The organism is Rhizobium sp. Root482 (assembly GCF_001426565.1).
Taxonomy (GTDB): domain Bacteria; phylum Pseudomonadota; class Alphaproteobacteria; order Rhizobiales; family Rhizobiaceae; genus Pararhizobium.
The window spans coordinates 300,443-322,403 of sequence record NZ_LMFA01000001.1; the positions used below are offsets into that span (position 1 = coordinate 300,443).

The window sequence follows — 21,961 nt, forward strand, 5'->3', positions numbered from 1 at the left end:
GCGATCCCGTCCGGGCATGAATACCCCGGACATTGCGCCCCGCGAATGCTGACGGAGTTTTGGCACTCAAAGCGTGCAACGACAAGCGATTGTTCGCCCACCGGCAAGTTTTGGCGACTTCGACGAACCGGATCGCCGTGCATCGATGGTATCGGAAGGTCTTGCAAAGGGCCGCTCGAGCAGAAAAGAATAGCACCGGGATATCGTGACCTGACCATCCCGTACCGGAGGATTGAAATGAGCGTGATGGAAGCCAGGATCGTGCATATCGGCATCAACAGGCATTGGCGCGATGTCTATGATTATGCGTCGCGACCGGAAAACATGCCTGCCTGGGCCTCCGGCCTGGCTTCCGGGCTGGTGCAGGACGGCGAGGACTGGGTGGCGCAGGGCGCACTCGGCAGCGTGCGGGTCCGGTTTGCGCCGAGAAACGATTTCGGCGTGATCGACCATCTCGTGACGATGGAATCGGGCCTCCAGGTCAACAATGCGCTGCGCGTCGTTGCGAATGGCGATGGCGCCGAAGTGGCGTTCACCTTGCTGAAACAGCCGGATATGACCGATGCGCAGTTCGACGCCGATTCGAAATGGGTTCTGAAGGACCTCACCGAGCTGAAGACGCTATTGGAAACATAGGGGCACATGATGGGACAGAAGGGCACCGATCGCCAGATCGACAATATCGAATTCGCGGTTGCCGATATTGCCCGCTCGAAGGCTTTTTACGGAGCGGCCTTCGGCTGGACGTTTACGGATTACGGCCCGGACTATTGCGAATTCAGCGATGGCCGGTTGACCGGCGGACTGACCACCGGCCCGGTGCGGCCGGGCGGTCCCCTAGTAATCCTTTATGCGGAGAATCTGTTGGAGACGCAGTCGCGACTACAGTCGGCAGGCGCCCGTATCGTCCGCGAGACCTTTTCCTTTCCCGGCGGCCGACGCTTCCATTTTGCCGATCCGGACGGGTATGAATTGGCGGTTTGGTCCGACAAATAAGGTGCGGCAGCCACTCACAGTTTGCGCTTGATCTGCCAGCGGTCGTGGTACCAGAGCCATTGTCCGGGATATTCCCGGACCCAGCTCTCCACCTTGTCGTTGAGCATTTGGGCGGTGGCGACGACATCGACGCTGCCATCGGCCCGGCGCGGGATTTCGATGGCCGGTTCCAGTTCGAGCCGGAACCGTCCCCCCGGCAGGCGGATGGAGCGGGCCGGATAGACCTCGCAATTGAATTGCCGTACCAGCTTGGCCAGAAGCGGATTGGTGCGCACATCCTGGCCGAAGAACTTGGTCGTCAGGCCCTTGCGGAATTTCTGATCGACCAGCACGCCGACCGCACCGCCCGCTTCGAGCTTTCGCGCCAGCGTGAAGGACGAACCGGCATGCGACGGTACGAGGTTGCCCATGCGCTGCTTGCGGAAATCAAACACCTTTTCGGCGACATAGGGATTGTTCGGCGGCCGGAAAAGCACCGTCACGTCGAGGCCGAAGGCAGCACTGGCCACCGGCAGCAATTCGAAATTGCCGGTATGGGCGGTAAAGACGATGAAGGGCCGCGGCTTTTCGCGCAGTTCCAGAAACAGCGGGATGCCTGAGACCTCGATGCGGCCGGGCTTCGGATTTTCCGGATCGAAATCGAAGAGCTCGTCGAGAAAGACATATTCGGCCGCCAGCCGGCCGATGCTGCCCCAGCTTTCGAGCGCGATCGCTTCGATCTCCGCTTCGCTTTTCTCCGGAAAGGCATTGCGCAGATTGGTTAGCGTCAGCTTGTGCCGGCGCTTGAGCTTCGGACCGAGCCAGCGCGTGAAGCGCTCGGCAAAGGCAATGGCGCCATCCGCCGGAAACAGCTTCAGCAATCCCAGGAGCAGGAAGGCGAACTGTGCGATCGACCATTGGCGGAAACGCTCCGCCGTCAGAACCAGCCTGGTGATCAGCATCCGCACGATGTTCAGTCCATTTTCAGGATGATCTTGCCGAAGACCTGGCGGGTTTCCATCCGCTCCAGCGCCCGGTCGATCTCGGAGAAGCCCACTTCGGTGTCGATGACCGGATGAACAAGGCCACGCGCCATTTTTTGCATGGCATTGGCCATGTTCTCCATGCGGCAGCCGAAGGAACCGAACAGTTTCAACTGTTGCTGGAACAGCATCATCAGGTTCATTTCCGTGGAAACACCGGAGGTCGAGCCGCAGGTCACGAGGCGCCCGCCCCGCTTCAGCACGAACATCGAGGCCGCCCAGGTATCCTTGCCGACATGTTCGAAGACGACGTCGACGCCCTTCTTCTTGGTCAGCTTGCGTGTGACGCCCTCGAAACGGTCGGTGCGATAGTTGATGACGTGATCGGCGCCGAGCGTCCTCGCCTTCTCGATCTTGTCGTCGGAGCCGACCGTGGTGATCACGGTGCAGCCGATCTTCTTGGCAAGCTGGATCGCCGCCGAGCCGATGCCGGAACCGCCGGCATGAATGAGGATGGTTTCGCCGGGTTCGAGCTTCGCATTGTCGAACAGCATGTGCTCGACGGTACCGAAGGTGACCGGTGCCACCGCCGCCGCTACCGCATCGACGCCCGGAGGTGCCGGAACGAGCAGGCGGGCCGGCAGGTTGACCTTTTCCTGTGCGAAACCGTCGAGATGGAAACCGTGAACCCCACCCACATGCTCGCACAGATTGTCGCGGCCTTCGCGGCACGGACGGCAAAGGCCGCAGGTGCGCGCGCCATAGATCGACACAAGCTGTCCCGGCAGGACGTTGAAAACACCCGGACCGATCTGATCGACCACGCCTGAGGCTTCCGCGCCGATCACCAGCGGCATCTTGCGCTTGGCGAATGCCATACCGCGCCAGCCCCAGACATCGATATGGTTGAGCGCCACGGCCTTGACGCGCAGCGTCACCTCGCCCGGCCCCGGCGCATCCGGCTCGGGCAGGTCGGTGATTTCCAGCTTGCGGTCGTCGACCAGTTGCAAAGCGCGCATGATAAGTCCTCAAGCCCGAAGGGCGTCATTCGTCGAAAGATTCAGCAGTCCGATTAGGCCGGTTCAGCCGCCATGACAAGGCTGGCGTTCTGGCCGCCGAAGCCGAAGGAATTCGACAGGACGGCCGTTACCTGCTTGTCGCGCTTCACATTCGGTACCACGTCGAGAACGATGGCCGGATCGGGGTTCTGGTAATTGATGGTCGGCGGCAGCGTGCCGGTCAGCATAGTCTGCAGTGAGAACACGGCCTCGACGGCACCGGCGGCGGTCAGCGTATGGCCGATCATCGACTTGTTGGACGAGACTGGAATCTTTGGCAGACCGTCGCCGAAGACGGCCGACATGGCATGATATTCCATCTTGTCGTTTTCCGGCGTCGAGGTGCCGTGCGCATTGATATAGCCGATATCGCCCTCGTCCATGCCCGCATCTTCAAGGGCCGCGCGGATCGTTGCGATGGCCGGCCCGCCGTCGGGCGAAGAGCGCGTGCGGTGGAAATGATCGGCCTTCTCGCCACAGCCCTTCAGGATGCCGTAGACGCGGGCACCGCGTGCAATCGCGGCTTCCAGCGATTCGAGCACCAGCGTGGCGGCACCCTCGGCGATAACGAAGCCGTCACGATCCTTGGAAAAGGGCTTGGAGGCGCGCTCCGGCGGATCGTTCTGGGTGGAAAGAGCCGAAAGAAGCGCGAAACGGATCAGCGCCTCGGCGCTGACGGACCCGTCCGTCGCCACCGTCAGGGCGCGGTCGGTGCGCCCCTGGCGGATCGCCTCGACGCCGAGCTGGATCGCGGTTGCGCCCGAGGCGCAGGCCGTCGACAGGGTTACCGGTAGGCCGCGTGTGCCAAAGCGATCGGACAGGCGCTCGGAAATGGCACCGAACAGCGCAGCCTCATGAAAATTCGCGTCGGCGCGCTGGCGCATGGCGGCGAGGAACCGGTCATAGGCATCGCCCGGCTTTTCGGACGGCCCTGCCCGGTCGGCAAGATCGAAGCGGGCGCTCCATTCCGGCTCGATCGGCGGGGCGGCCAGAAACAGCGGCCCGTTGAAATCGCCAGACAGGCCGGACTGCGCCAAAGCTTCCGCAGTCGTCTCGCGGGCAAAGGCATAGGAACGCTCGACCGAGTTTTCGACAGGAATATCAATGAAATCGACGGTTCCGCTGATTCTCGTCGAGAGGCCCTCGGTCGGGAATCGGGTGGTCTTGTGAATGCCGGAGACGCCCGAGGTGAGCGCCTTCCAATTGTCGTCGAGCCCCTGGCCGAGCGAGGTGATGACGCCCATGCCGGTGACGGCGATCAGCGGGCGGCCGAGATGGTCCTGGTAAGCGCTGGTCATATCTGCCGCTCCTATTCTTCCGCCGAAAGAACGGCGACACCTTCGCCGCGCGCATGGCCGATCGTGGTGACGATGGCCGTTCTTGCCGCCTCGTCCATGGGCTTTTCGATTGCAGGATCGAAGGCGGGCACCTTGGCGCCGGCGCCGAGCGACAGGGCGGCGAAGGCCAGCCCCAGTGGAAACTGTGCCTCGAGCCCATGGCCGGCGAGCCCGCCGAAAGCGCGGATGGCGGCCTTCGGAAACTGCGCGTCGAGAAACGTCTTTTCGCGAGATGTCAGATCGTGAAATCCGCATGTACCGGAAAACACGACGGTCGAAGCCGGGTCGGCATCGGTCGCGGGATCGGTCAGATATTGAAGGCGCTGTTCCAGCCGGTCGCCGTCGCGGCTGCCGCGATCGCCGCCGATCGCGTCGATCGTCGCATAGATGCGGGCGCCGCGAGCTTCGGCATGGGCCCGCGATTCCAGCACCAGGAAGGCGCCGACCGAACCGAGGATCATTCCGCCGCCATCTTCCGGCTTGCGCGACCAGATCGGGTGCCATTCGCCCAGCGCATGTCCCTGGATCGCCTCGATGAGAAGGAGCATGTCGAGGCGTTCCGCCGAAAAGGCGCCGCCTACCAGCGTGTGGGTCGATTGCCCGGCCTTGATGCGGGCAAAGGCGGTCTCGATCGCCGAAATGCCGGCGCCTTCCTCGCCCATGAAGGTGCGCGAGGAGCCGGTCACCTTGTGGACGATGGAAATATTGCCGGCGAGGAGATTGGAGAGCTGGGCCAGAAACAGCGTCGGGCGCAGTTCGGTGGTCAGCTTTTCGTTGAGCAGATGCTCCCGGTCGTTGCGTTTCAAGGCCTCGTCGACGATCAGCGAATCCACATTGATATCGCGCTCGCCGCCGCCGGCGGCCACGATCATGTCCATGCTGCCGCAGGCATCCAGATCGTCCTTGAAGCCGGCATCGTCGAGCGCCAGTCCGGCCGAAAACACGCCGAGGCGCTGCCAGTTCTCCATCTGCCGCTGGTCGCCCCGCTTGGGGATCTGCTGCGACCAGTCGATCTCGGGCAGCGGATGCACCGGATAGGGCGCGAAACGCTCGGTTTCAACACGGGCAACCGGCGTTTCCGACGAGGTCAGAAGCGCCGTATGAGCCTGCGCGCCCACACCCTGGCTGGTCACGATGCCGACGCCGGTGATCACCACGTCATTGGCTGATTTTTCCATCATCATTCCCCCGTCCCGACTGAACCCGCCATCGCGGCGATCAGCCCCACTTCTTCGGCGCGCTTTCTGACGATCGGCCCAAGCGGCACCTGATCGAAGGGCATGGTGCGCAATTTCAACTGACCGTCGCAGACCTTCTTGCCTTCTGACGTGATCTTTGCCTTGACGACGGCGAAGCCCGAACCGTCATGTTCGAGGAAGGCCTCGATATCGAGCACGGCTTCCGGCTCGACGAAGCTGCGCATCTTGGCGCTATCGACCGACATGAGGAAGGGCATGGCCGCGAAATCCGTGGCGGCCAGAACGAGAAAGCCGCAGGCCTGCGCCATGGTCTCGATCAACAGCACGCCGGGAACAAGGGGGTAACCTGGGAAATGCCCCTCGAACACCGGGCTCTTGGCAGGAACCACCGAGCGCGCCGTCAGCGTTCGGGCGGAAAGATCAAGCGTTTCGACCCGGTCGATCATCTGGAAATATTCAAGGAGCATCAGGAGCTATCCAGCTTGGCCCGGAGCACGGCGCGCAGGAAGCTGGCGCCGACAATTCCCCGGATTTCGAATTCGCGCGCGATCCGCCAGGGCGGAACAGACGCGATCATGTGACCGTCAAGTAAAAACGCAAATGCCGCCTGTCAAGCGCAGACCACGCGACAGGCGGCATCTGATCGGTCACGCCGGGCTCCGCGAAAGGCCGCGGAGCGGCGATCAGGCCTTGGCGGCCTTCAGTTCATCGATCTTGGCGCAGAGATTCTTCAGGACGAAATATTCCTCCGTGGAAACCTTGCCTTCGTTGACGTCCTGCGTCCACTGTTCAAGCGGAATCTTGATGCCGAACTCCTTGTCGATCGCAAAGACGATGTCGAGGAAATCGAGGCTGTCGATGCCGAGATCATCGATGGTGTGGCTTTCCGGCGTGATCGTTTCGCGATCGATCTCGCTGGTCTCTGCAATGATGTCGGCAACCTTGTCGAATGTAGCTGTCACGCCCATACCTCATAGAATCCATATTTGGCGCACCTATAGGTAAATGCGCCGGAAAAGCCAATGGGCTTGCGCGCCGGCGCCTGCATTTAGAAAGGCGGTGTTGCGCAAACATCATGTCCGCCGGTGCGCCACATACCTTGCGCAAAGGCTCAGCGACCGACAGTGATCCTGGTGTTTTTCAACCCGTACCGCCTGGCAAGCGAGAAGAACGCGGCGGCATTCTCCGGATGCAGGCGAATGCAGCCATGCGACGCCGCGCGCCCGAGACGTTTGAGGTCGAAGGTCGCGTGAACGGCATAGCCGCCGTTGAAGAACACCGCATAAGGCATGGGCGCATTGTCATATTTGCGCGACCGATGATGCCGCGAAAGCCATTTGGCGCTCCAGCTGCCGCGCGGCGTGACATAGCCCTTGCGCGCGGTGGAGACTTTCCAGCGATGACGCACGACGCCATTCTGCGAAACCGTCATGGTTTGGGTGGAAAGGCTGATATTGGCAATAAGTGCGGCGGCCAAGGCAGAGGGTGAATGAATTTGCAGGAATAGAAGGGCCAGAAAGGCCATGAGAATATTGCGCATGAAAATGTCCCCAAAACTGCGCACCATTTCTACGGGTGCCCCAACGCAATTTCGACCTTGCAGTCTCTGAAATGACAGGCGTTCAAGACGAAGCGAAATCTGCAATGAACAGGTCGGCAGGAATATTTCCGGCCCGTGCGGGGCATTAAACTATACAGAAGACGATGGCGGCAAGCCCAAGGAAGGCGACAAGCGCCGTGCAGGCGCCGTTGAAGATCGAAATGCCGGTCTCCACATCGCCGACGGTGGCGCCCGGCCGGCCCGCGCCGTTGATCATCGGTTCATTGACCACGTCGCCCGAATAGATTCGCGGACCCGCAAGCCGGATATCGAGCGCGCCGGCCATTGCCGCTTCCGGCCAGCCGGAATTGGGCGAGCGATGCAGGCCGTGGTCGCGCAGGCCCGTGTCCACGGCATTCCAGGCCGCCCGCCGCCCGTTAGTGAACAGAGCGCCCGCCGCGATCAGAAGTACCGAAAGTCGGGCGGCTGGAAGATTGGCAAAATCGTCGAGACGCGCAGCGGCCCAGCCGAAATGCAGATATTTCGGGCTCTTGTGGCCGATCATCGAATCGGCGGTGTTCAGCATCTTGTAGGCAAGCAGTCCCGGCAGGCCGAGCAGCGCATACCAGAAGGCCGGCGCGACGACGCCGTCGGAAAAATTTTCCGCCAGGCTTTCGATCGCCGCACGGCAGACGGCGGGTTCGTCCAGCTTTTGCGGATCGCGCCCGACGATCATCGCCACGGCCGCGCGCCCTCCGTCGAGCCCACCGAGACGCAGGCCGGTGGCAACACGGGCCACATGATCGGCAAGGCTTTTCTGCGCCAGGAAAACCGCAACGAGGATGATCTCCAGCACCAGGCCCAGCGGCCCGATGGCGCCGAACAGCCGGTGCAGCGCAAAGCCTGCGGCAAGGCTTGCGGTCAGGAGACCAACAATCGTGACAACACCGCTGATCCGCAAGGTGTCCGTACCAAGGCTTTTGCGGTTGAAGCTCCGGTCGCACCAGCCGATCAGTGCCCCAAACAGGACGACGGGATGCGGCAGGCGGCGCCAGAGCCAATCTGGATCGCCGACGATCCGGTCGAGCACCAGGGCTGCCATCAGGAGAAGGAGGATTTCGATCGACATTCAACGGGTCCGTTCAGGCAAGATCCGCATCGCGCAGCGCTTGTGCCAAGCGTGTATCGCCGGCCCCGTCCGGCGCAAGCCCAATCCTCAGCCAGGACGGTGCATAATCGAATTTCCGGGTAAGGATATGGCGGTGGCAGAGATGCTCGTGAAGCCGGGACGCCCGGTCCAGTTCGACCAGTGAAAAAAGCGGCGTACCACCGATGATCCTCAGCCCCGCTCCTCGCAAGACCGCATCGAGCCCGGCCTTGCGCTCCAATATCAGCGCTTGCACCGCCAGCGTATCGCCTGTCATCAGATGCGCCGCCACAACCAGCGCCGGGCCGGACACCGCCCAGGGGCCAAGCCCTTCGCGGAAGGCCGAGACCACGGATTCGGTTGCGATGACGAAGCCCAGCCGCAGGCCGGCAAGCCCGAAGAACTTGCCGAAGGACCGGAAGACGACGAGATTGTCATGCGCGCCGGCGAGCGGCACGATACTCAATCCGGGTTGCGTATCGCCGAAGGCCTCATCCACCAGAAGCAGGCCATCGACGCCAGCCATGCGGCGGGCAAGGCCGCCGAGTTCCTCCGGTGAAAAGGCGCGGCCGGTCGGATTATTGGGATTGACGACGATCGCAAGCCCGTGGTCCGGCGTCAGTTGCTCCGGCGACGAAACTTGATCGATGTCAAAGCCGGAAGCGGCAAGGACACGTGCATATTCGCCATAGGTTGGCCCGAAGATGGCAACACGCCTGCCGGGCGCGACAAGGCGCGGCAATAGCTGGATGACCGATTGCGTGCCGGGAACGGCAAGCGGCAGGCGCGTGCCGCTGCGATAATAGCGCGCCGCCGCCATGCACGCCCGATCGGCCAGATGCCGGTCCGGCAGCCGGTGCCAGGCGGAAACGGGAATATCCGGCAAGGCGACCGGATTGGGATTGATGCCCGTCGACAGATCGAGCCAATCCCCCGGCTCGCCGCCATAGGTGGCGGCAGCCTCGGTAATCCCGCCGCCGTGCAAGATGGGAGCGCTCATGCCGGCCGGGCCTCATCGATGATGTGCATGAAGGAACCTGCAATTTTACCGCGCCGAAGTCCCGCCTGGCCCAACGGCGTGCCGGCCGCGTCCGCTGTGTCGAACAGTCGCTCGGCATCACCCTCCAAAAGGATCGTCGCATAGTGGAATTCATGCGCCGTCAGCGAGCCGGTAAACAGGGTTTTATCGAGCGGCGTGATGCGTCGATAGCCGAGATGCCGGCGGCGCGTGGCAAAACTGGTCACGAGCGGCAAAAGGCCGAGCATTTCGTAACGTTCGCCATCCGCAGCGACAAGGCCTTCACCGAGAGTCATGTAGCCGCCGCATTCGCCGAAAATCCTGATACCACGGCCTGCCGCCGCCGCCATGCCGGCCTTGAACCGGGCGGCATCCGCCAAAACCCCGGCATGAAGTTCCGGATAGCCTCCGGGCAGATAGACTGCATCGACATCTCCTGCCGGCACCTCATCGGCCAGCGGCGAGAAGAACGACAGCTCGGCACCGGCACTCCGCCAGCCGGACAGCAGATGCTCGTAGCAGAAGGCAAAGGCGATATCACGGGCTATTGCGATCTTCTGGCCAAGCGGCCTGAGCGGTCTTGCGTTCGCGGCTTGCCTCTTCACAGCACCGGAGCGGGCGACTGACAGCATGGCGTCGAGATCGCAGGCCTGCTCGACACGGCTTGCAGCCCGTTCGATGAAGGCCTCCAGTTCGCCGTGCTCGCCGGCCTGAACCAGGCCGAGATGACGCTCCGGCAGCTTCAAATCCTCGCTCTGGCGAAGAGCGCCGAGCACCGGCATGCCGATCCCTGCCAATGCATCACGCAGCATTTTTTCATGGCGGTCGCTGCCGACCCTGTTGAGGATGACGCCGCAAACGCGCACATCGTCGCGATGCCCGGCATAGCCGCGAACGAGAGCCGCCACCGACTGGGAGATGCGGCCGCAATCGACGACGAGAATGACCGGCAATCCCAAAAGTGCCGCGAGATCCGCCGGCGAACCGGTCCCGTCGATTGAGGCATCATAAAGTCCCATCATCGCCTCGATGATCAGCGTCCGGTCGCCGGCCGTCGCCTCGCTGGCATTGGCAAGCAGGAGGCCCGGGCGCATCGCCCAGGGATCGTAGTTGAAGCAGGCTTCGCCACTGGCCGCCGTGTGAAAAGCCGGATCGATATAATCCGGCCCCGCCTTGCCCGGTGCCACCGCAATGCCGCGATGGCGCAAGGCGCGCATCAGCCCGAGCGTGACCGTGGTTTTTCCCGAACCGGAGGATGGCGCCGCGATCAAAAGACCGGTCATGCCGGATCCTTGAAGGCGCGCAGCGACAAGGGATCGGCGCTGAGAACGCGACCGTCGAGCGCGCCCAGCCAGTCAAGTGCCGGGCGTAGCCGCACGACCTCGCCGACAACGACGATGGCCGGCGGTTCGAGCCCGGAGGCCGCAACATCCGCCTCTGCCCGTGCGAGCGTCGTCTCCAGGACGGTTTGCCGCACTGTGGCGGCATCGCAGACGAAGGCCACCGGCTCTGCCGGAGACCGGCCGGCGGCCATCAGGTTGTTGGCGATCTGGCCGATATGCTTCATCGCCATATACATCACGATCACCGGGGAGCCCTTGGCAATGCCCTCCCAGTGGATGCGGTCGGGAACGAGGCCCGACGAATCGTGGCCCGTCAGGAAGGTCACCGCGTGGTTGACCTCGCGATGCGTGACCGGGATGCCCGCATAGGCAAGGCCGCCGATGCCGGCGGTGATACCGGGCACGATCCGGAACGGGATGCCGTGCTCGACCAGGGTCAGCGCCTCCTCGCCGCCGCGTCCGAATACGAAGGGGTCGCCCCCTTTCAGCCGAAGCACACGCTTGCCTTGGCGCGCCAATTCCACCAATCGCAGGGAAATATCCCGCTGCTTCGGAGAAGGCTTGCCACCGCGCTTGCCGGCGAATTCAAGCACCGCGCCCGGTTTGGCCATGGCAAGGCAGTCGGCATTGACCAGCGCGTCATGAACGATGACGTCAGCCTGACCAAGGGCATTGGCCGCATGCAGCGTCAGAAGCCCCGGATCGCCGGGACCGGCACCCACGAGCCAGACCGAGCCCGGTTCGAGCGCTGGCAGGGTGGAAAACATCGCATTGCTCATGACATCGCCCCTGCCGGAAGGGTGGGCCGCAAGCCGGCTGAATCAAAAGCTGAAGACGGCGAATCACACTGCAAGGAAACGGCCGTAACCCTCTGGTTCGGCATGCAGAAATCGATCGAGGCAACGGCGGCGGTCGCATGGGCGGATTTCATTTTCGGCACGAGGAGAGCACCAGTGGTTCCGGCTGCGACTAAAGCTGCCGCCTCCGCCACGCCATGGCAGCCCGTCAGCGCAAAGACGATGTCGGAGGGATTTTTCAGGCGCGCTGTCTCATTTTCCAGCACTGCGGCATCATAACCCTGCAGAGGCACAGAAAAATGGGCGGCCGCGGCGATCAAGGCCGGCTCCGTCAAACGCGCGTCCAGCGAGGCGATGCAGGTAAGCGAGCGAGCGGTGCCGCCAGCCGCATCGAGCGCGGCCTGCGCCAGCCGTATCACGTCTTCCGGCGGCGTCCCGCGCTCGCAGCCAAGGCCGAGAACGAGCGACGCAGGCGCGACCTGATCCTTGCTCTTCCGATATGTCACGAAACGGACCTCCCCTCGCCGCAGTCAGGAAGCGTCGGGGCATTCGAGCCGATGGCATCGAAGCGGCCTGGACAGCACCGGATAAAGCCCCCTGACTGGGTCGGCCGGACCGGACGCTTTTTCAGCCCTTGTTCGGGCACCGTCGCACAGCCTGTTTTTACCCCAGAGAAAAAGGCCGGTCAAACCGGTTTGCGCCATCAAGCAGGCGATCGACGCCATATGCGACATTGGCCCACCAGGCCCTTTGCTTTTTCGCCCGGCCTCTGTCACAGAAGATCAAATTCCCGAACGGCCCGCCATTCACCGAGTCCCCCTTGCACGATCTTGCGCTCCATATCCTCGCCCTTTTGTTCATCGCCGGCTTCGTGGCCGGCTTTATCGATTCGATTGCCGGCGGCGGCGGCATGATCACCGTGCCGGTCATGCTGCTTGCCGGCATTCCGCCGCTCGAAACGCTGGGAACCAACAAGCTGCAATCGCTGTTCGGCTCGGCCTCGGCCAGCCTTGCCTATGCCCGCCGCGGCCATGTCGACCTGCGGGCGCAGCTGCCGATGGCGGCGATGTCGGCGCTGGGTGCGGCGCTGGGCGCGCTGCTTGCCACGGTCGTGCCGGGGGATGTGCTGAAAGTCCTCCTGCCCTTCCTGCTCGTCGCCATCGCGCTTTATTTCGCCGTCAAGCCGAGTGTCGGCGATCTCGACACGGCCCGCCGGATGACGCCTTTCCTGTTTACCCTGACGATCGTGCCGCTGATCGGCTTTTATGACGGCGTTTTCGGACCCGGTGCCGGCTCGTTCTTCATGCTGGCCTTCATCGCTCTGGCCGGCTTCGGCGTGCTGAAGGCGACCGCACATACGAAATTCCTGAATTTCGGCTCGAATATCGGCGCCTTCACCGTTTTCCTGATCTATGGCGTCGTCCTGTGGAAGGTCGGCCTGGTTATGGGTGCCGGCCAGTTCGCCGGCGCGCAGGTGGGCTCGCGCTTTGCCATGAAGAACGGCGCGAAGATCATCAAGCCACTCCTGGTCATCACCTGCATCGCGCTGGCGATCCGGCTCCTGGCAGACCCGGCCCATCCGGTCCGGATCTGGTTCGGCTTCTGATCGACAAAGCCTAGAATTCGACGCCGACCTGCGCCTTGATGCCGGAGCGGAACGGATGCTTGACCAGTTCCATTTCGGTCACCAGGTCGGCGGCCTCGATCAGTTCTTCCTTGGCATTGCGCCCGGTGAGAACGACATGGGTCATGTGCGGCTTTTCCTCCTTGAGGAACCGCACCACCTCGGCGACATCGATATAATCGTAGCGCAAGGCGATATTGATCTCGTCGAGCAGAACCATGGAATTGCGTTCGTCGCGGATGAGTTCCTTGGCCTTTTCCCAGGCCTTTTCAGCCATGGCGACATCGCGCGAACGATCCTGGGTCTCCCAGGTAAAGCCCTCGCCGAGCGTGTGGAACTGGCAAAGCTCGCCGAAATGTTTCTCGATCAGGTTGCGTTCGCCGGTTTCCCAGGCGCCCTTGATGAACTGGACGACGGCACAGGGCATGCCGTGGGCGATATGGCGGAAGATCATGCCGAAGCCGGCCGTCGACTTGCCCTTGCCCTTGCCGGTATTGACGATGATCAGGCCCTTCTGGTCCGTTTTCGTCGCCATGATCTTTTCGCGGGCCACCTTCTTCTTTGCCATCTTCATGGCATGGCGCGCCTCGTCATGGCCGGTTGCGCCTTCGTCCGTCTGCACCTGGTCTTCGCTCATTCCTGTTTCCTCCGATCATGGTGGTGGTCGATGCGGCCCCGATCCGCGATCAGGGGCCGCCTGTTCACTGGGCCGCGACGACAAGCCCCTGCAACTCGAAGCGGGCGGAATTGGAACGCGGCGACCAGAGGCCGCGGTCGATCGCCTCCATCAGCCTCTCGGTCATGTCGCGCAGGGCGTCCGGGTTCTTATCTTCCATGAACCGACGCACCCGCTCGTCCAGCACATAGGTCTGGTAGGCAGCCTCGAAATGATGGTCGCGCACCGCGCCGGTCGTCGCCGCAAAGGCGAACATGTAGTCCACCGTGGCGGCGATCTCGAAGGCGCCCTTGTATCCGTGGCGCATGACGCCCTCGATCCATTTCGGATTGACGACGCGGCCGCGCACCACCCGGCCGATCTCCTCTTCCAGCGAGCGGATCACCGGCTTTTCCGGCCGGGAATGGTCGTTGTGATAAAGGGCGGGGCGGTTGCCCGCCAATTGCTCGACGGCAAGCGACATGCCGCCCTCGAACTGGTAATATTCGTCGCTGTCGAGCAGATCGTGCTCGCGGTTGTCCTGGTTCTGGACGACGGCCTCGACGGTCTTCAGCCGTGCCTCCAGCAGTCCGCGCTCGGCCTTGCCGTCTTCCCCGGCACCATAGGCATAGCTTCCCCAGGTGAGGTAAGCGTCGGCGAGATCGGCGCGGTTTTCCCAGCCGCCGTCGTCCATCATTGCCTGCAGGCCCGCGCCATAGGCGCCGGGCTTGGCGCCGAAGACGCGGTAGGAGGCGCGCCTTGCCGCTTCCTTCGGCGCGATACCAGCCGCTTCCAGGCGCAGGGCTTCCGCCCGCATCCGCGCCGCGATCATGTTGTCGGCATCGTCTTCCGCAAGCGCGCCGACCGCGCGGATGGCCGTATCGAACAGGGCGATCTGGTCGGGAAAGGCATCGCGGAAGAAGCCGGAGATGCGCAGGGTCACATCGACGCGCGGACGCCCGAGCAGCGCCAGCGGCACGATCTCATAGCCGGTCACCCGGCGCGATATCATGTCCCAGACGGGCCGGGTGCCGATCAGCGCCATGGCCTGGGCGATGTCGTCGCCCCCGGTGCGCATATTGGACGTGCCCCAGGCGGTCAGGCCAAAGGAGGTCGGCCATTCGCCGTGATCCTGGAGATAGCGGCGGATCAGAAGCTCAGCCGACTTCTTGCCAAGCTCGAAGGCCGCCGGCGTCGGCACGGCGCGGCTGTCGAGGGAATAGAAATTACGGCCTGTCGGCAGCACGTCCGGCCGCCCGCGCGTCGGCGCGCCGGAAGGCCCCGGAGCGACGAAACGACCGTCGAGGCCGGTCATCAGCGCGGCAATCTCGGCCGGCCCCGATTGCACGATCGAAGGCTTGAGGCGGGTTTCCACCTGATGAAGAACCACCAGTGTCGCCTGCCAGTCCGGCGGGCAGAGGATTGCGCCCGAGACCAATTCGGCGGCCAGCAGCTCGATACGTTCCACCGTATCGCCGGCGGTGCGCCAGGGTGCTTCGGTGAGATCGGCCAGGATCGCCGGCTTCGGTCCTGTCCAGGGATCGGAGAGGACGCAGTCGAGCGGGTCGAAGACTGGGCCGATCGAGTTTGCCGCTTTGCCCCCCTCTGTCCTGTCGGACATCTCCCCCTCAAGGGGGGAGATCGCTGTGGCGACATCTCGACCCAACAAGGGCCTCAACGCAGGTTCAATTTTTGCTGCTGCTTGTCCACCAAGGCCAGCCACCTGGTCGATCTCCCCCCTTGAGGGGGAGATCGATGGGGCACGCATGAGCCCTGCATCCGCCGCGATCGCGCGTTGCAGGCTCTGATCGCCGCCATCGCCCTGGCCGCGTGGCACGCGCGCCAACGCCAGGGTCAGATCGGTCAGCAGCCGCCCTTCCGGCGCCACGCCGAAGATATGCAGGCCGTCGCGGATTTGCAGTTCCTTCAGGTCGCAGAGATAGGCGTCGAGCTTTTCAAGGGCCTTGTCCTCTCCATCCGTGCCGGCGATGCCGGCGTCGTGGTCGAGCCCGATATCGCGGACGAGATCGAGAATCTGCCGGCTCAAGAGCCGCAACCGGCGCGGATCGCCGCCGGCCGCGTCGTAATATTCGTCGACCAGCGCCTCGAGGTCCTTGAGCGGCCCATAGGATTCGGCGCGCGTCAGCGGTGGCGTCAGATGATCGATGATAACGGCGCTGGTGCGGCGCTTGGCCTGCGTGCCCTCGCCCGGATCGTTGACGATGAAGGGATAGAGATGCGGCATGGGGCCGAACACCGCTTCGGGATAGCAGGTTTCCGACAATGCCAGCGCCTTGCCGGGCAGCCATTCGAGATTGCCGTGCTTGCCCATATGGATGACGGCATGCGCGCCATATTCGCGCCGCAGGAAGGCATAGAAAGCGAGATAGCCATGCGGCGGCACGAGATCCGGCGAGTGATAGCTTTCCTTCGGATCGATATGGTAGCCGCGCGCCGGCTGGATGCCGACAAGGATCTCGCCGAAGCGGGCGAGCGGCAGTGCGAACCGGCCGTCCCGAAAGAACGGATCATCCTGCGGCGCGCCCCATCGGTCAGCGACTTGATTCTGAATCTGAAGGGGAAGACCAGCCAAGAAGCGGTTGTATTGATTGAGCGAAATCGTCTCGCGGATGACACAATCGGCCCTTGCCGCATTGGTCGGGCCGTCCATGAGATGGCCGATCAGTGCATCACCATCGGCCGGAATGGCGTCGATGTCGTAGCCGCCGGCGGCCATGGCCTTCATCACTTCGACAGTGCCGGCCGGCGTATCGAGGCCGACGCCATTGCCGAGCCGGCCGTCGCGGTTCGGATAGTTCGCCAGGATGATCGCCACGCGGCGCTCGCGCGGCGCGATACCGCGCAATCGCGCCCAATTGGCCGCCAGTTTTGCGGCAAAGGCCACACGGTCGGCCAGCGGCTGGTGGCCGACGATATTGGCCTCAACCACATCGTCGTAGACGGCAGCTGCCTTGAAGGAAACGGCCCGCGAAAGAATGCGGCCATCGACCTCCGGCAGCGCCACGTTCATGGCGAGGTCCCGCGCCATCAGCCCCTGCGGCGAGGCCTCCCAGGCGGCCTGTGTGGAACCGGAAAAGATCACCTGCAGCACCGGCGCTTCGGTTATTTCGAGCACGGTCGGCTTGCGGTCGGCGCCGGGCGCTGAGACAGCGAAACCGGTGGCATTCATCACCACATCCGGCGCCACTTCGCCGAAAATCGCCTCCAGCGTGCCGATCGAGACCGCATCCTTGAGGCTCGACACGAAGACCGGCAGCACCGTCATGCCCTCGGCGGACAGGGCCTCGATCAGGGCCTCGACGGGCCTGGTCTCGCCGCTCTGGACGAGGACGCGGTAGAAGCAGAGGGCGACGACGGGGGCGCGAACTTCAGAGGGGGGTAATTCGCTACTTGCACGGAACCCGACCACCGTCTTCCATGCCTCGACCCCGACCACACCCTGCCCCGGCCACCAGATGCCGGCCTTCAGCAACGGGGCTGCCGGCTCCGGCTTCTCCGTGCCGTCGATCAGTGCTTCGGCATAGGCAAGCAGCCGCCCCATATTGTCGGCGCCGCCCTCGGTGAAATAGGCCCATATCCGGTCGCGGTCATCGAGTGAAACAGTGGAAAAGGCATCTAGGCCCGCATCCGGCTTGTCGTCACCCGGCAGCACCGCGATCTGGAATCCGTGGGTGACGGCCGCCGCATGCAGCGCCTCCAGCACATAATGGAAATAGCTGGCGCCGCCGAGCGCCCGCACCACGATAAGCCGGGCATAGCGCGCGGTACGCTCGACATAGGTATCGACCGACATCGGATGCTTGAGCGTCAGGAGGCTGGCCACCCGCAGGCTTTTCGGCCCCTTGCCTGACCGATGCGCGGCGGCGATGGAGGAAAGCTCGGTATCGGCGGCCGACAGGAATAGGATATCGGCCGGCGACTGACCGAGATCGATCGCCTCCTCGCCATCGGCGATGGTGCCTTTCTGGGCTAGGAGCAGGTGCATGAGCCCCCCCGCTGCCTGCAGCACCCCCCTCTGTCCCTCCGGGACACCTCCCCCTCAAGGGGGGAGATTGGCCGCAAGCTCCGAGCGTCACCGGCAATGGACGCACTGCCTATCGTGGTGATCTTCCCGCTTGAGGGGGAGATGTCACGAAGGGACAGAGGGGGGTACGCAGCACTAACCATTTACGAGGCTGCCGCCGTGATCGCAGCCCGTACCGCCGCCTCTTCCATGTCGTGCAGGCCGATGACCACCAGCCGAGTGCGGCGGACTTCGCCGGCGGCCCAGGCGCGATCGAAATACTGGTCGATGCGGGTACCGACGGCCTGGATCAAAAGGCGCATCGGCTTGCCGGGCACGTCGGCGAAACCTTTCAGGCGCAGCACGTCGTGTTTGGCGATGATGGTTTTCAGCGTCTCGACGAAACCGGCGGGATCCGCGATCGCACCGAGCTCAACGACGAAACTGTCGAATTCGTCATGGCTGTGTTCCTCGCCCGCCTCGTGCTCCATCTCGTGATGGGACTTGCGGTTGGCGATGTCGCTTTCCGTGCCGACGCCGAGGCCGAGCAGCACGGCGGCGGAGACATCGCCGTTCTTCGCCTCGATCATCGCCGGCTTGCGGGCCGTGCGCGAGGAGACTTCGTTGCGCACGAAGGCAAGGCCGGCCATGTCGATGAGATCAGTCTTGTTGAGGATGATCAGGTCAGCGGCGGTCAGTTGGTCCTCGAACAATTCCTCGATCGGGCTTTCATGGTCGAGATTGCCGTCCTCGACCCTCAGCGCATCGACCTTGTCGTGATCGTCGGCAAACCGCCCGGCCGCAACCGCCGCGCTGTCCACCACAGTGATCACGCCATCGACCGTCACCTGCGTGCGAATATCCGGCCAGTTGAAGGCGGCGATCAGCGGCTGCGGCAGCGCCAGGCCCGAGGTTTCGATGATGATGTGGTCCGGCCGGTTCTCGCGCTCGAGCAGCTTGGTCATCGTCGGTATGAAATCGTCGGCGACGGTGCAGCAGATGCAGCCATTGGTCAGCTCGATGATATCGTCCTCGCTGCAGGCTTCGGCGCCGCAGCCCTTCAGCACATCGCCATCGACACCGAGATCGCCGAATTCGTTGATGATCAACGCGATGCGCCGTCCTTGCGCGTTCTCGAGCATGTTGCGGATCATCGTCGTCTTGCCGGCACCGAGAAAGCCGGTGATGACGGTGGCAGGAATTTTGCCGTGGGCGGTCTTGGCGGTGGTCATGGATCAACCCTTCATTTTCAGCGGCAATCCCGCCGCGATAAAATAGACGTCAGCGGAAATTTCCGCGATGAACTGGTGCAACCGGCCGGCATGATCGCGAAAAGCCCGCGCCATGCGGTTTTCAGGCACGATGCCGAGCCCGACCTCGTTGGAAACGAAGACGAGCCGCGCCTGTGCCTTCCGCGAAAACGAAACGAGGCCCTCGAATTCCTCCGCCATGTCCCGTTCCTCCATCATCAGATTGGTGACCCAGAGCGTCAGACAATCGACGAGGACGATCCTGCCGGGCGCATCGATTTCCACCAGGCGGGCGGCGAGATCGACCGGCGCCTCATGTGTCTTCCACTCCGGCCCGCGCCTGTCGCGATGCTCGGCAATCCTTGCCCGCATCTCGTCGTCGAAAGCTCTTCCGGTCGCGACGTAATGAGCATCGAGACCCGACGTCCGGACGAGTTTTTCGGCGAAGGCAGATTTGCCGGAACGGGCGCCGCCCAGCACCAGCACGGGTCCTGATGGGATCGACATGATGGAAATATCCCGGCCTCAGCGCCTGCGGGAGAGGAGCATGCCCTGCTCCTGGCACGGACGGGAAAACACGACAAGGCGCGCGCAGGCGCCGAAAAAACGGGATGATGAAGCCATGACAACCTCCGTGCTGGCATCGGGAGTATCTCTCCCTGGATCGGGCACGATGCCCTGCGGATGGCAGGTCTCCTGGCTCACGGTGCCACGCGCTTCAAGGGCGCGAACGGGTTCGCCTCGCCTTCCCGGAGGTTTCGCGCCGGATTGCGTGACCGCAATCGACGGGCATCACGAAGAGGTGGACGATTCGTAGAGATAGAGGCGTCCGGCCCCGGCTGATCGTGATGCTCTCCAGTGGCTTTTCCGGTTGGGCCTGAAAATTTCGCGGCCGCGTCAGGCGGCCAGTCCGAAACACCGGCTTTCCCGGATGGCGAACCCTGACCGTTCTACAGTCGCGGGGTCGGCTGCGATAAGAGCGCCCGGCTTGGGTCCACTCCTCCACATTCCCATTTACTCCCGAACCGAAACGCCGGTCCGGGAACCATCCAATGCGTCGATGAATAGGCCTTCGCCGGAGGCAAGTCAATCGGATCGCGGCATCCATGCAGGCGGCGCACAAGCTGTCAGGACATCAACTGGTCGAGCCATTTCGGATCGAGCACGGCCTCCAGTTCGCCCGCGACATCGTCGAGCGCGCGGTCCACGGATTGCCGGTAGTTTTCGCCGCCGCCGGCAATGCCGAAACTGTCCAGCAAGGCGGCGCGATAGGCATCGCTGGTAAAAAGCCCGTGCAGATAGCTTCCACTGACCCTGCCATCTGCCGAGACGGCGCCATCGGCCCGCCCGTCGATGATCACCGCCGGCCGGGCGCAATCTTCACCGGTGGTCCGGCCGAGATGGATTTCATAGCCCTCCAGTGGCACATCATAGACCGCCGAGCGGGCGCTGCTGTTGCGCACGGTCTTTTCCGGCGCCATCTCGGTGACGACCGAGAGAACCCCGAGACCGGCGATTTCGCGGGCATCGCCCTCTATGCCGTGAGGATCGGTGATGCGCTCCCCCAGCATCTGATAACCGCCGCAGATGCCGATGACGCGGCCGCCGCGGCGCAGATGCACCTCAAGATCACGATCCCAGCCCTGCGCGCGCAGATAGGCAAGATCGGCGATCGTCGCCTTGGAGCCGGGCAGAACGACAAGAGCGGCATCCGGCGGCAAGGGCTCTCCGGCGCGCACGAAGACGAGATCGACGTCCGGCTCGGCTGCCAGGGGATCGAAATCATCGAAATTGGCAATACGCGAGAGAACTGGCACCGCGACCTTCAACGCCCTGCCGCCTCCACGCGTCAGCTTCTCCAGCACGACGGAATCCTCGGCCGGCAGGCGTGCGGCACTCTTCAGCCAGGGCACGACGCCGAAGCACGGCCAGCCGGTGAATTTTCCAACCGCCGCGATGCCATCGTCGAAAAGGGAAACGTCGCCGCGGAACTTGTTGACGAGATAGCCGGTGATCATACGCCGGTCGTCATCATCAAGGATCGCGTGGGTGCCGACGAGCGAGGCGATAACCCCGCCGCGGTCGATGTCGCCGACCAGCACGACCGGTACGCCGGCGTGGGTGGCAAAGCCCATATTGGCAATGTCGCCGGCGCGAAGATTGATCTCCGCCGGCGATCCCGCCCCCTCGACGACCACCAGGTCGGTGCCGGCGCAAACAGCCTCGAAGCTCTCCATCACGGCGCCCATCAGCTTCGGCTTCAGCGCCTGATAGTCGCGCCCCCTCGCCTGGCCCGCGACCTTCCCCTGGACGACGATCTGGCTGCCGGTGTCGGATTGCGGCTTGAGGAGAACCGGGTTCATGTGGATCGAGGACGGGATGCGCGCCGCCATGGATTGAAGCCACTGCGCCCGGCCGATCTCGCCGCCATCGTCGGAGACGGCGGCGTTGTTCGACATGTTCTGCGGCTTGAACGGCGCGACCTTCAGGCCGCGATTCGAGGCGATCCGGCACAGCCCCGCCACCAATACGGTTTTTCCGACATCCGAGCCGGTTCCCTGAAGCATGATCGTCTTTGTCATGACGCCTCGTCTAGAGCAGAGTTGGCATGTCCGCCAATCGAAATCATCCGACAACGCGGAAAACCGCACGCACCCTGCAGGGAACTGTGCGGTCCGCCAAAACAGACACATGGCCCTCCGGCATACACCCGGAGATCACCAGCCGGGACGCAACACCTGATCCGGCCGGGCGGCAATTTCGGCCGCGAGAAACAATTAGCCTGACAGTGTTACCGCATGGTTAGCGAGTGTTTAACCAAAGATGAATTCGGCGATTTTTTCGCATTTTTCTGAAAGGCGTAAAATCTTCCTGGATGCAGGCGACCATGATCAATCTGTGAGAAGAGAAGCTGAAAATGACAGGGCAATCGTCCAATCCGGTCAGGCTCACTCAATTCAACCATTTGCTTGGCGAGCCGGGACCAAAAAATTGCGTTTGAGCAATCCCGT

General features: G+C 63.3%; 20 protein-coding genes and 1 riboswitch. Of the genes, 3 read left to right on the plus strand and 17 right to left on the minus strand.

Annotated elements, in window-relative coordinates; genetic code table 11:
- Positions 1-237: 237 nt before the first annotated feature.
- Positions 238-636 (plus strand): hypothetical protein, encoded by a 399-nt coding sequence (locus ASD31_RS01265; protein ID WP_056328322.1) that lies wholly within the window; start codon positions 238-240, stop codon positions 634-636.
- Positions 637-645: 9 nt separating this feature from the next.
- Positions 646-996 (plus strand): VOC family protein, encoded by a 351-nt coding sequence (locus ASD31_RS01270; protein WP_056329262.1) that lies wholly within the window; start codon positions 646-648, stop codon positions 994-996.
- Between the two features lie 14 nt (positions 997-1,010).
- Here ASD31_RS01270 and ASD31_RS01275 read toward each other — a convergent pair whose 3' ends face one another.
- From ASD31_RS01275 to ASD31_RS01330, 12 genes are all read right to left on the minus strand, one after another.
- On the minus strand, positions 1,011-1,937 hold the full coding sequence (locus tag ASD31_RS01275; RefSeq protein WP_056328324.1) for a lipid A biosynthesis lauroyl acyltransferase: 927 nt from the start codon (positions 1,935-1,937) through the stop codon (positions 1,011-1,013).
- 11 nt (positions 1,938-1,948) lie between these two features.
- Positions 1,949-2,977 carry a zinc-binding dehydrogenase gene (locus tag ASD31_RS01280; RefSeq protein WP_056328326.1) on the minus strand — a complete coding sequence of 343 codons (1,029 nt, stop codon included), beginning with the start codon at positions 2,975-2,977 and terminating at the stop codon, positions 1,949-1,951.
- 53 nt (positions 2,978-3,030) lie between these two features.
- Positions 3,031-4,314: a beta-ketoacyl-ACP synthase gene (locus tag ASD31_RS01285; RefSeq protein ID WP_056328328.1), complete on the minus strand. Its 1,284-nt coding sequence runs from the start codon at positions 4,312-4,314 to the stop codon at positions 3,031-3,033.
- Positions 4,315-4,325: 11 nt separating this feature from the next.
- Complete coding sequence (locus ASD31_RS01290) at positions 4,326-5,531, minus strand: beta-ketoacyl-ACP synthase (protein ID WP_056328330.1); 1,206 nt, start codon at positions 5,529-5,531, stop codon at positions 4,326-4,328.
- Between the two features lie 2 nt (positions 5,532-5,533).
- Entirely contained in the window at positions 5,534-6,019 is a 486-nt protein-coding gene (locus ASD31_RS01295; protein WP_056328332.1) for a 3-hydroxyacyl-ACP dehydratase FabZ family protein, read from the minus strand.
- Between the two features lie 216 nt (positions 6,020-6,235).
- Positions 6,236-6,520 carry an acyl carrier protein gene (locus ASD31_RS01300; RefSeq protein WP_156392458.1) on the minus strand — a complete coding sequence of 95 codons (285 nt, stop codon included), beginning with the start codon at positions 6,518-6,520 and terminating at the stop codon, positions 6,236-6,238.
- A gap of 143 nt (positions 6,521-6,663) precedes the next feature.
- Entirely contained in the window at positions 6,664-7,092 is a 429-nt protein-coding gene (locus ASD31_RS01305; RefSeq protein ID WP_056329269.1) for a L,D-transpeptidase, read from the minus strand.
- 145 nt (positions 7,093-7,237) lie between these two features.
- Entirely contained in the window at positions 7,238-8,221 is a 984-nt protein-coding gene (gene cbiB / locus ASD31_RS01310; RefSeq protein WP_056328333.1) for an adenosylcobinamide-phosphate synthase CbiB, read from the minus strand.
- A 13-nt stretch (positions 8,222-8,234) separates the two neighbouring features.
- Positions 8,235-9,239: a threonine-phosphate decarboxylase CobD gene (cobD, locus tag ASD31_RS01315; RefSeq protein ID WP_056328336.1), complete on the minus strand. Its 1,005-nt coding sequence runs from the start codon at positions 9,237-9,239 to the stop codon at positions 8,235-8,237.
- Positions 9,236-10,540, minus strand: coding sequence for a cobyrinate a,c-diamide synthase (locus tag ASD31_RS01320; RefSeq protein ID WP_056328337.1), 1,305 nt, complete (start codon positions 10,538-10,540; stop codon positions 9,236-9,238). Before ASD31_RS01320 ends, cobD begins: the two co-directional genes overlap by 4 nt.
- Positions 10,537-11,379 (minus strand): uroporphyrinogen-III C-methyltransferase, encoded by an 843-nt coding sequence (gene cobA / locus ASD31_RS01325; RefSeq protein WP_056328340.1) that lies wholly within the window; start codon positions 11,377-11,379, stop codon positions 10,537-10,539. The genes ASD31_RS01320 and cobA overlap by 4 nt, the downstream gene beginning before the upstream one ends.
- Positions 11,376-11,903 carry a cobalamin biosynthesis protein gene (locus ASD31_RS01330; protein WP_056328342.1) on the minus strand — a complete coding sequence of 176 codons (528 nt, stop codon included), beginning with the start codon at positions 11,901-11,903 and terminating at the stop codon, positions 11,376-11,378. Before ASD31_RS01330 ends, cobA begins: the two co-directional genes overlap by 4 nt.
- A gap of 314 nt (positions 11,904-12,217) precedes the next feature.
- Here ASD31_RS01330 and ASD31_RS01335 point away from each other — a divergent pair, with 314 nt between their 5' ends.
- The gene (locus tag ASD31_RS01335; protein ID WP_056329272.1) at positions 12,218-13,003 is read left to right on the plus strand and encodes a TSUP family transporter; all 786 of its coding nucleotides are present in this window, start codon (positions 12,218-12,220) and stop codon (positions 13,001-13,003) included.
- 10 nt (positions 13,004-13,013) lie between these two features.
- On the opposite strand, the gene cobO is transcribed toward ASD31_RS01335, so the two are convergent.
- The 5 genes from cobO to ASD31_RS01360 all read right to left on the minus strand — a co-directional run bounded on the left by cobO (position 13,014) and on the right by ASD31_RS01360 (position 21,532).
- The gene (cobO, locus tag ASD31_RS01340) at positions 13,014-13,658 is read right to left on the minus strand and encodes a cob(I)yrinic acid a,c-diamide adenosyltransferase (protein ID WP_056328344.1); all 645 of its coding nucleotides are present in this window, start codon (positions 13,656-13,658) and stop codon (positions 13,014-13,016) included.
- Positions 13,659-13,722: 64 nt separating this feature from the next.
- Positions 13,723-17,682 carry a cobaltochelatase subunit CobN gene (cobN, locus tag ASD31_RS01345; RefSeq protein WP_056328346.1) on the minus strand — a complete coding sequence of 1,320 codons (3,960 nt, stop codon included), beginning with the start codon at positions 17,680-17,682 and terminating at the stop codon, positions 13,723-13,725.
- A 182-nt stretch (positions 17,683-17,864) separates the two neighbouring features.
- A complete protein-coding gene (gene cobW, locus ASD31_RS01350) occupies positions 17,865-18,932 on the minus strand; it encodes a cobalamin biosynthesis protein CobW (protein ID WP_056328348.1) in 1,068 nt (355 codons plus the stop codon).
- 3 nt (positions 18,933-18,935) lie between these two features.
- Positions 18,936-19,457, minus strand: a complete 522-nt coding sequence (gene cobU / locus ASD31_RS01355) for a bifunctional adenosylcobinamide kinase/adenosylcobinamide-phosphate guanylyltransferase (protein WP_082520359.1) — start codon at positions 19,455-19,457, stop codon at positions 18,936-18,938.
- Between the two features lie 161 nt (positions 19,458-19,618).
- Positions 19,619-20,015, minus strand: a riboswitch (cobalamin riboswitch).
- A 62-nt stretch (positions 20,016-20,077) separates the two neighbouring features.
- On the minus strand, positions 20,078-21,532 hold the full coding sequence (locus tag ASD31_RS01360) for a cobyric acid synthase (RefSeq protein ID WP_056328353.1): 1,455 nt from the start codon (positions 21,530-21,532) through the stop codon (positions 20,078-20,080).
- Positions 21,533-21,961: the final 429 nt, after the last annotated feature.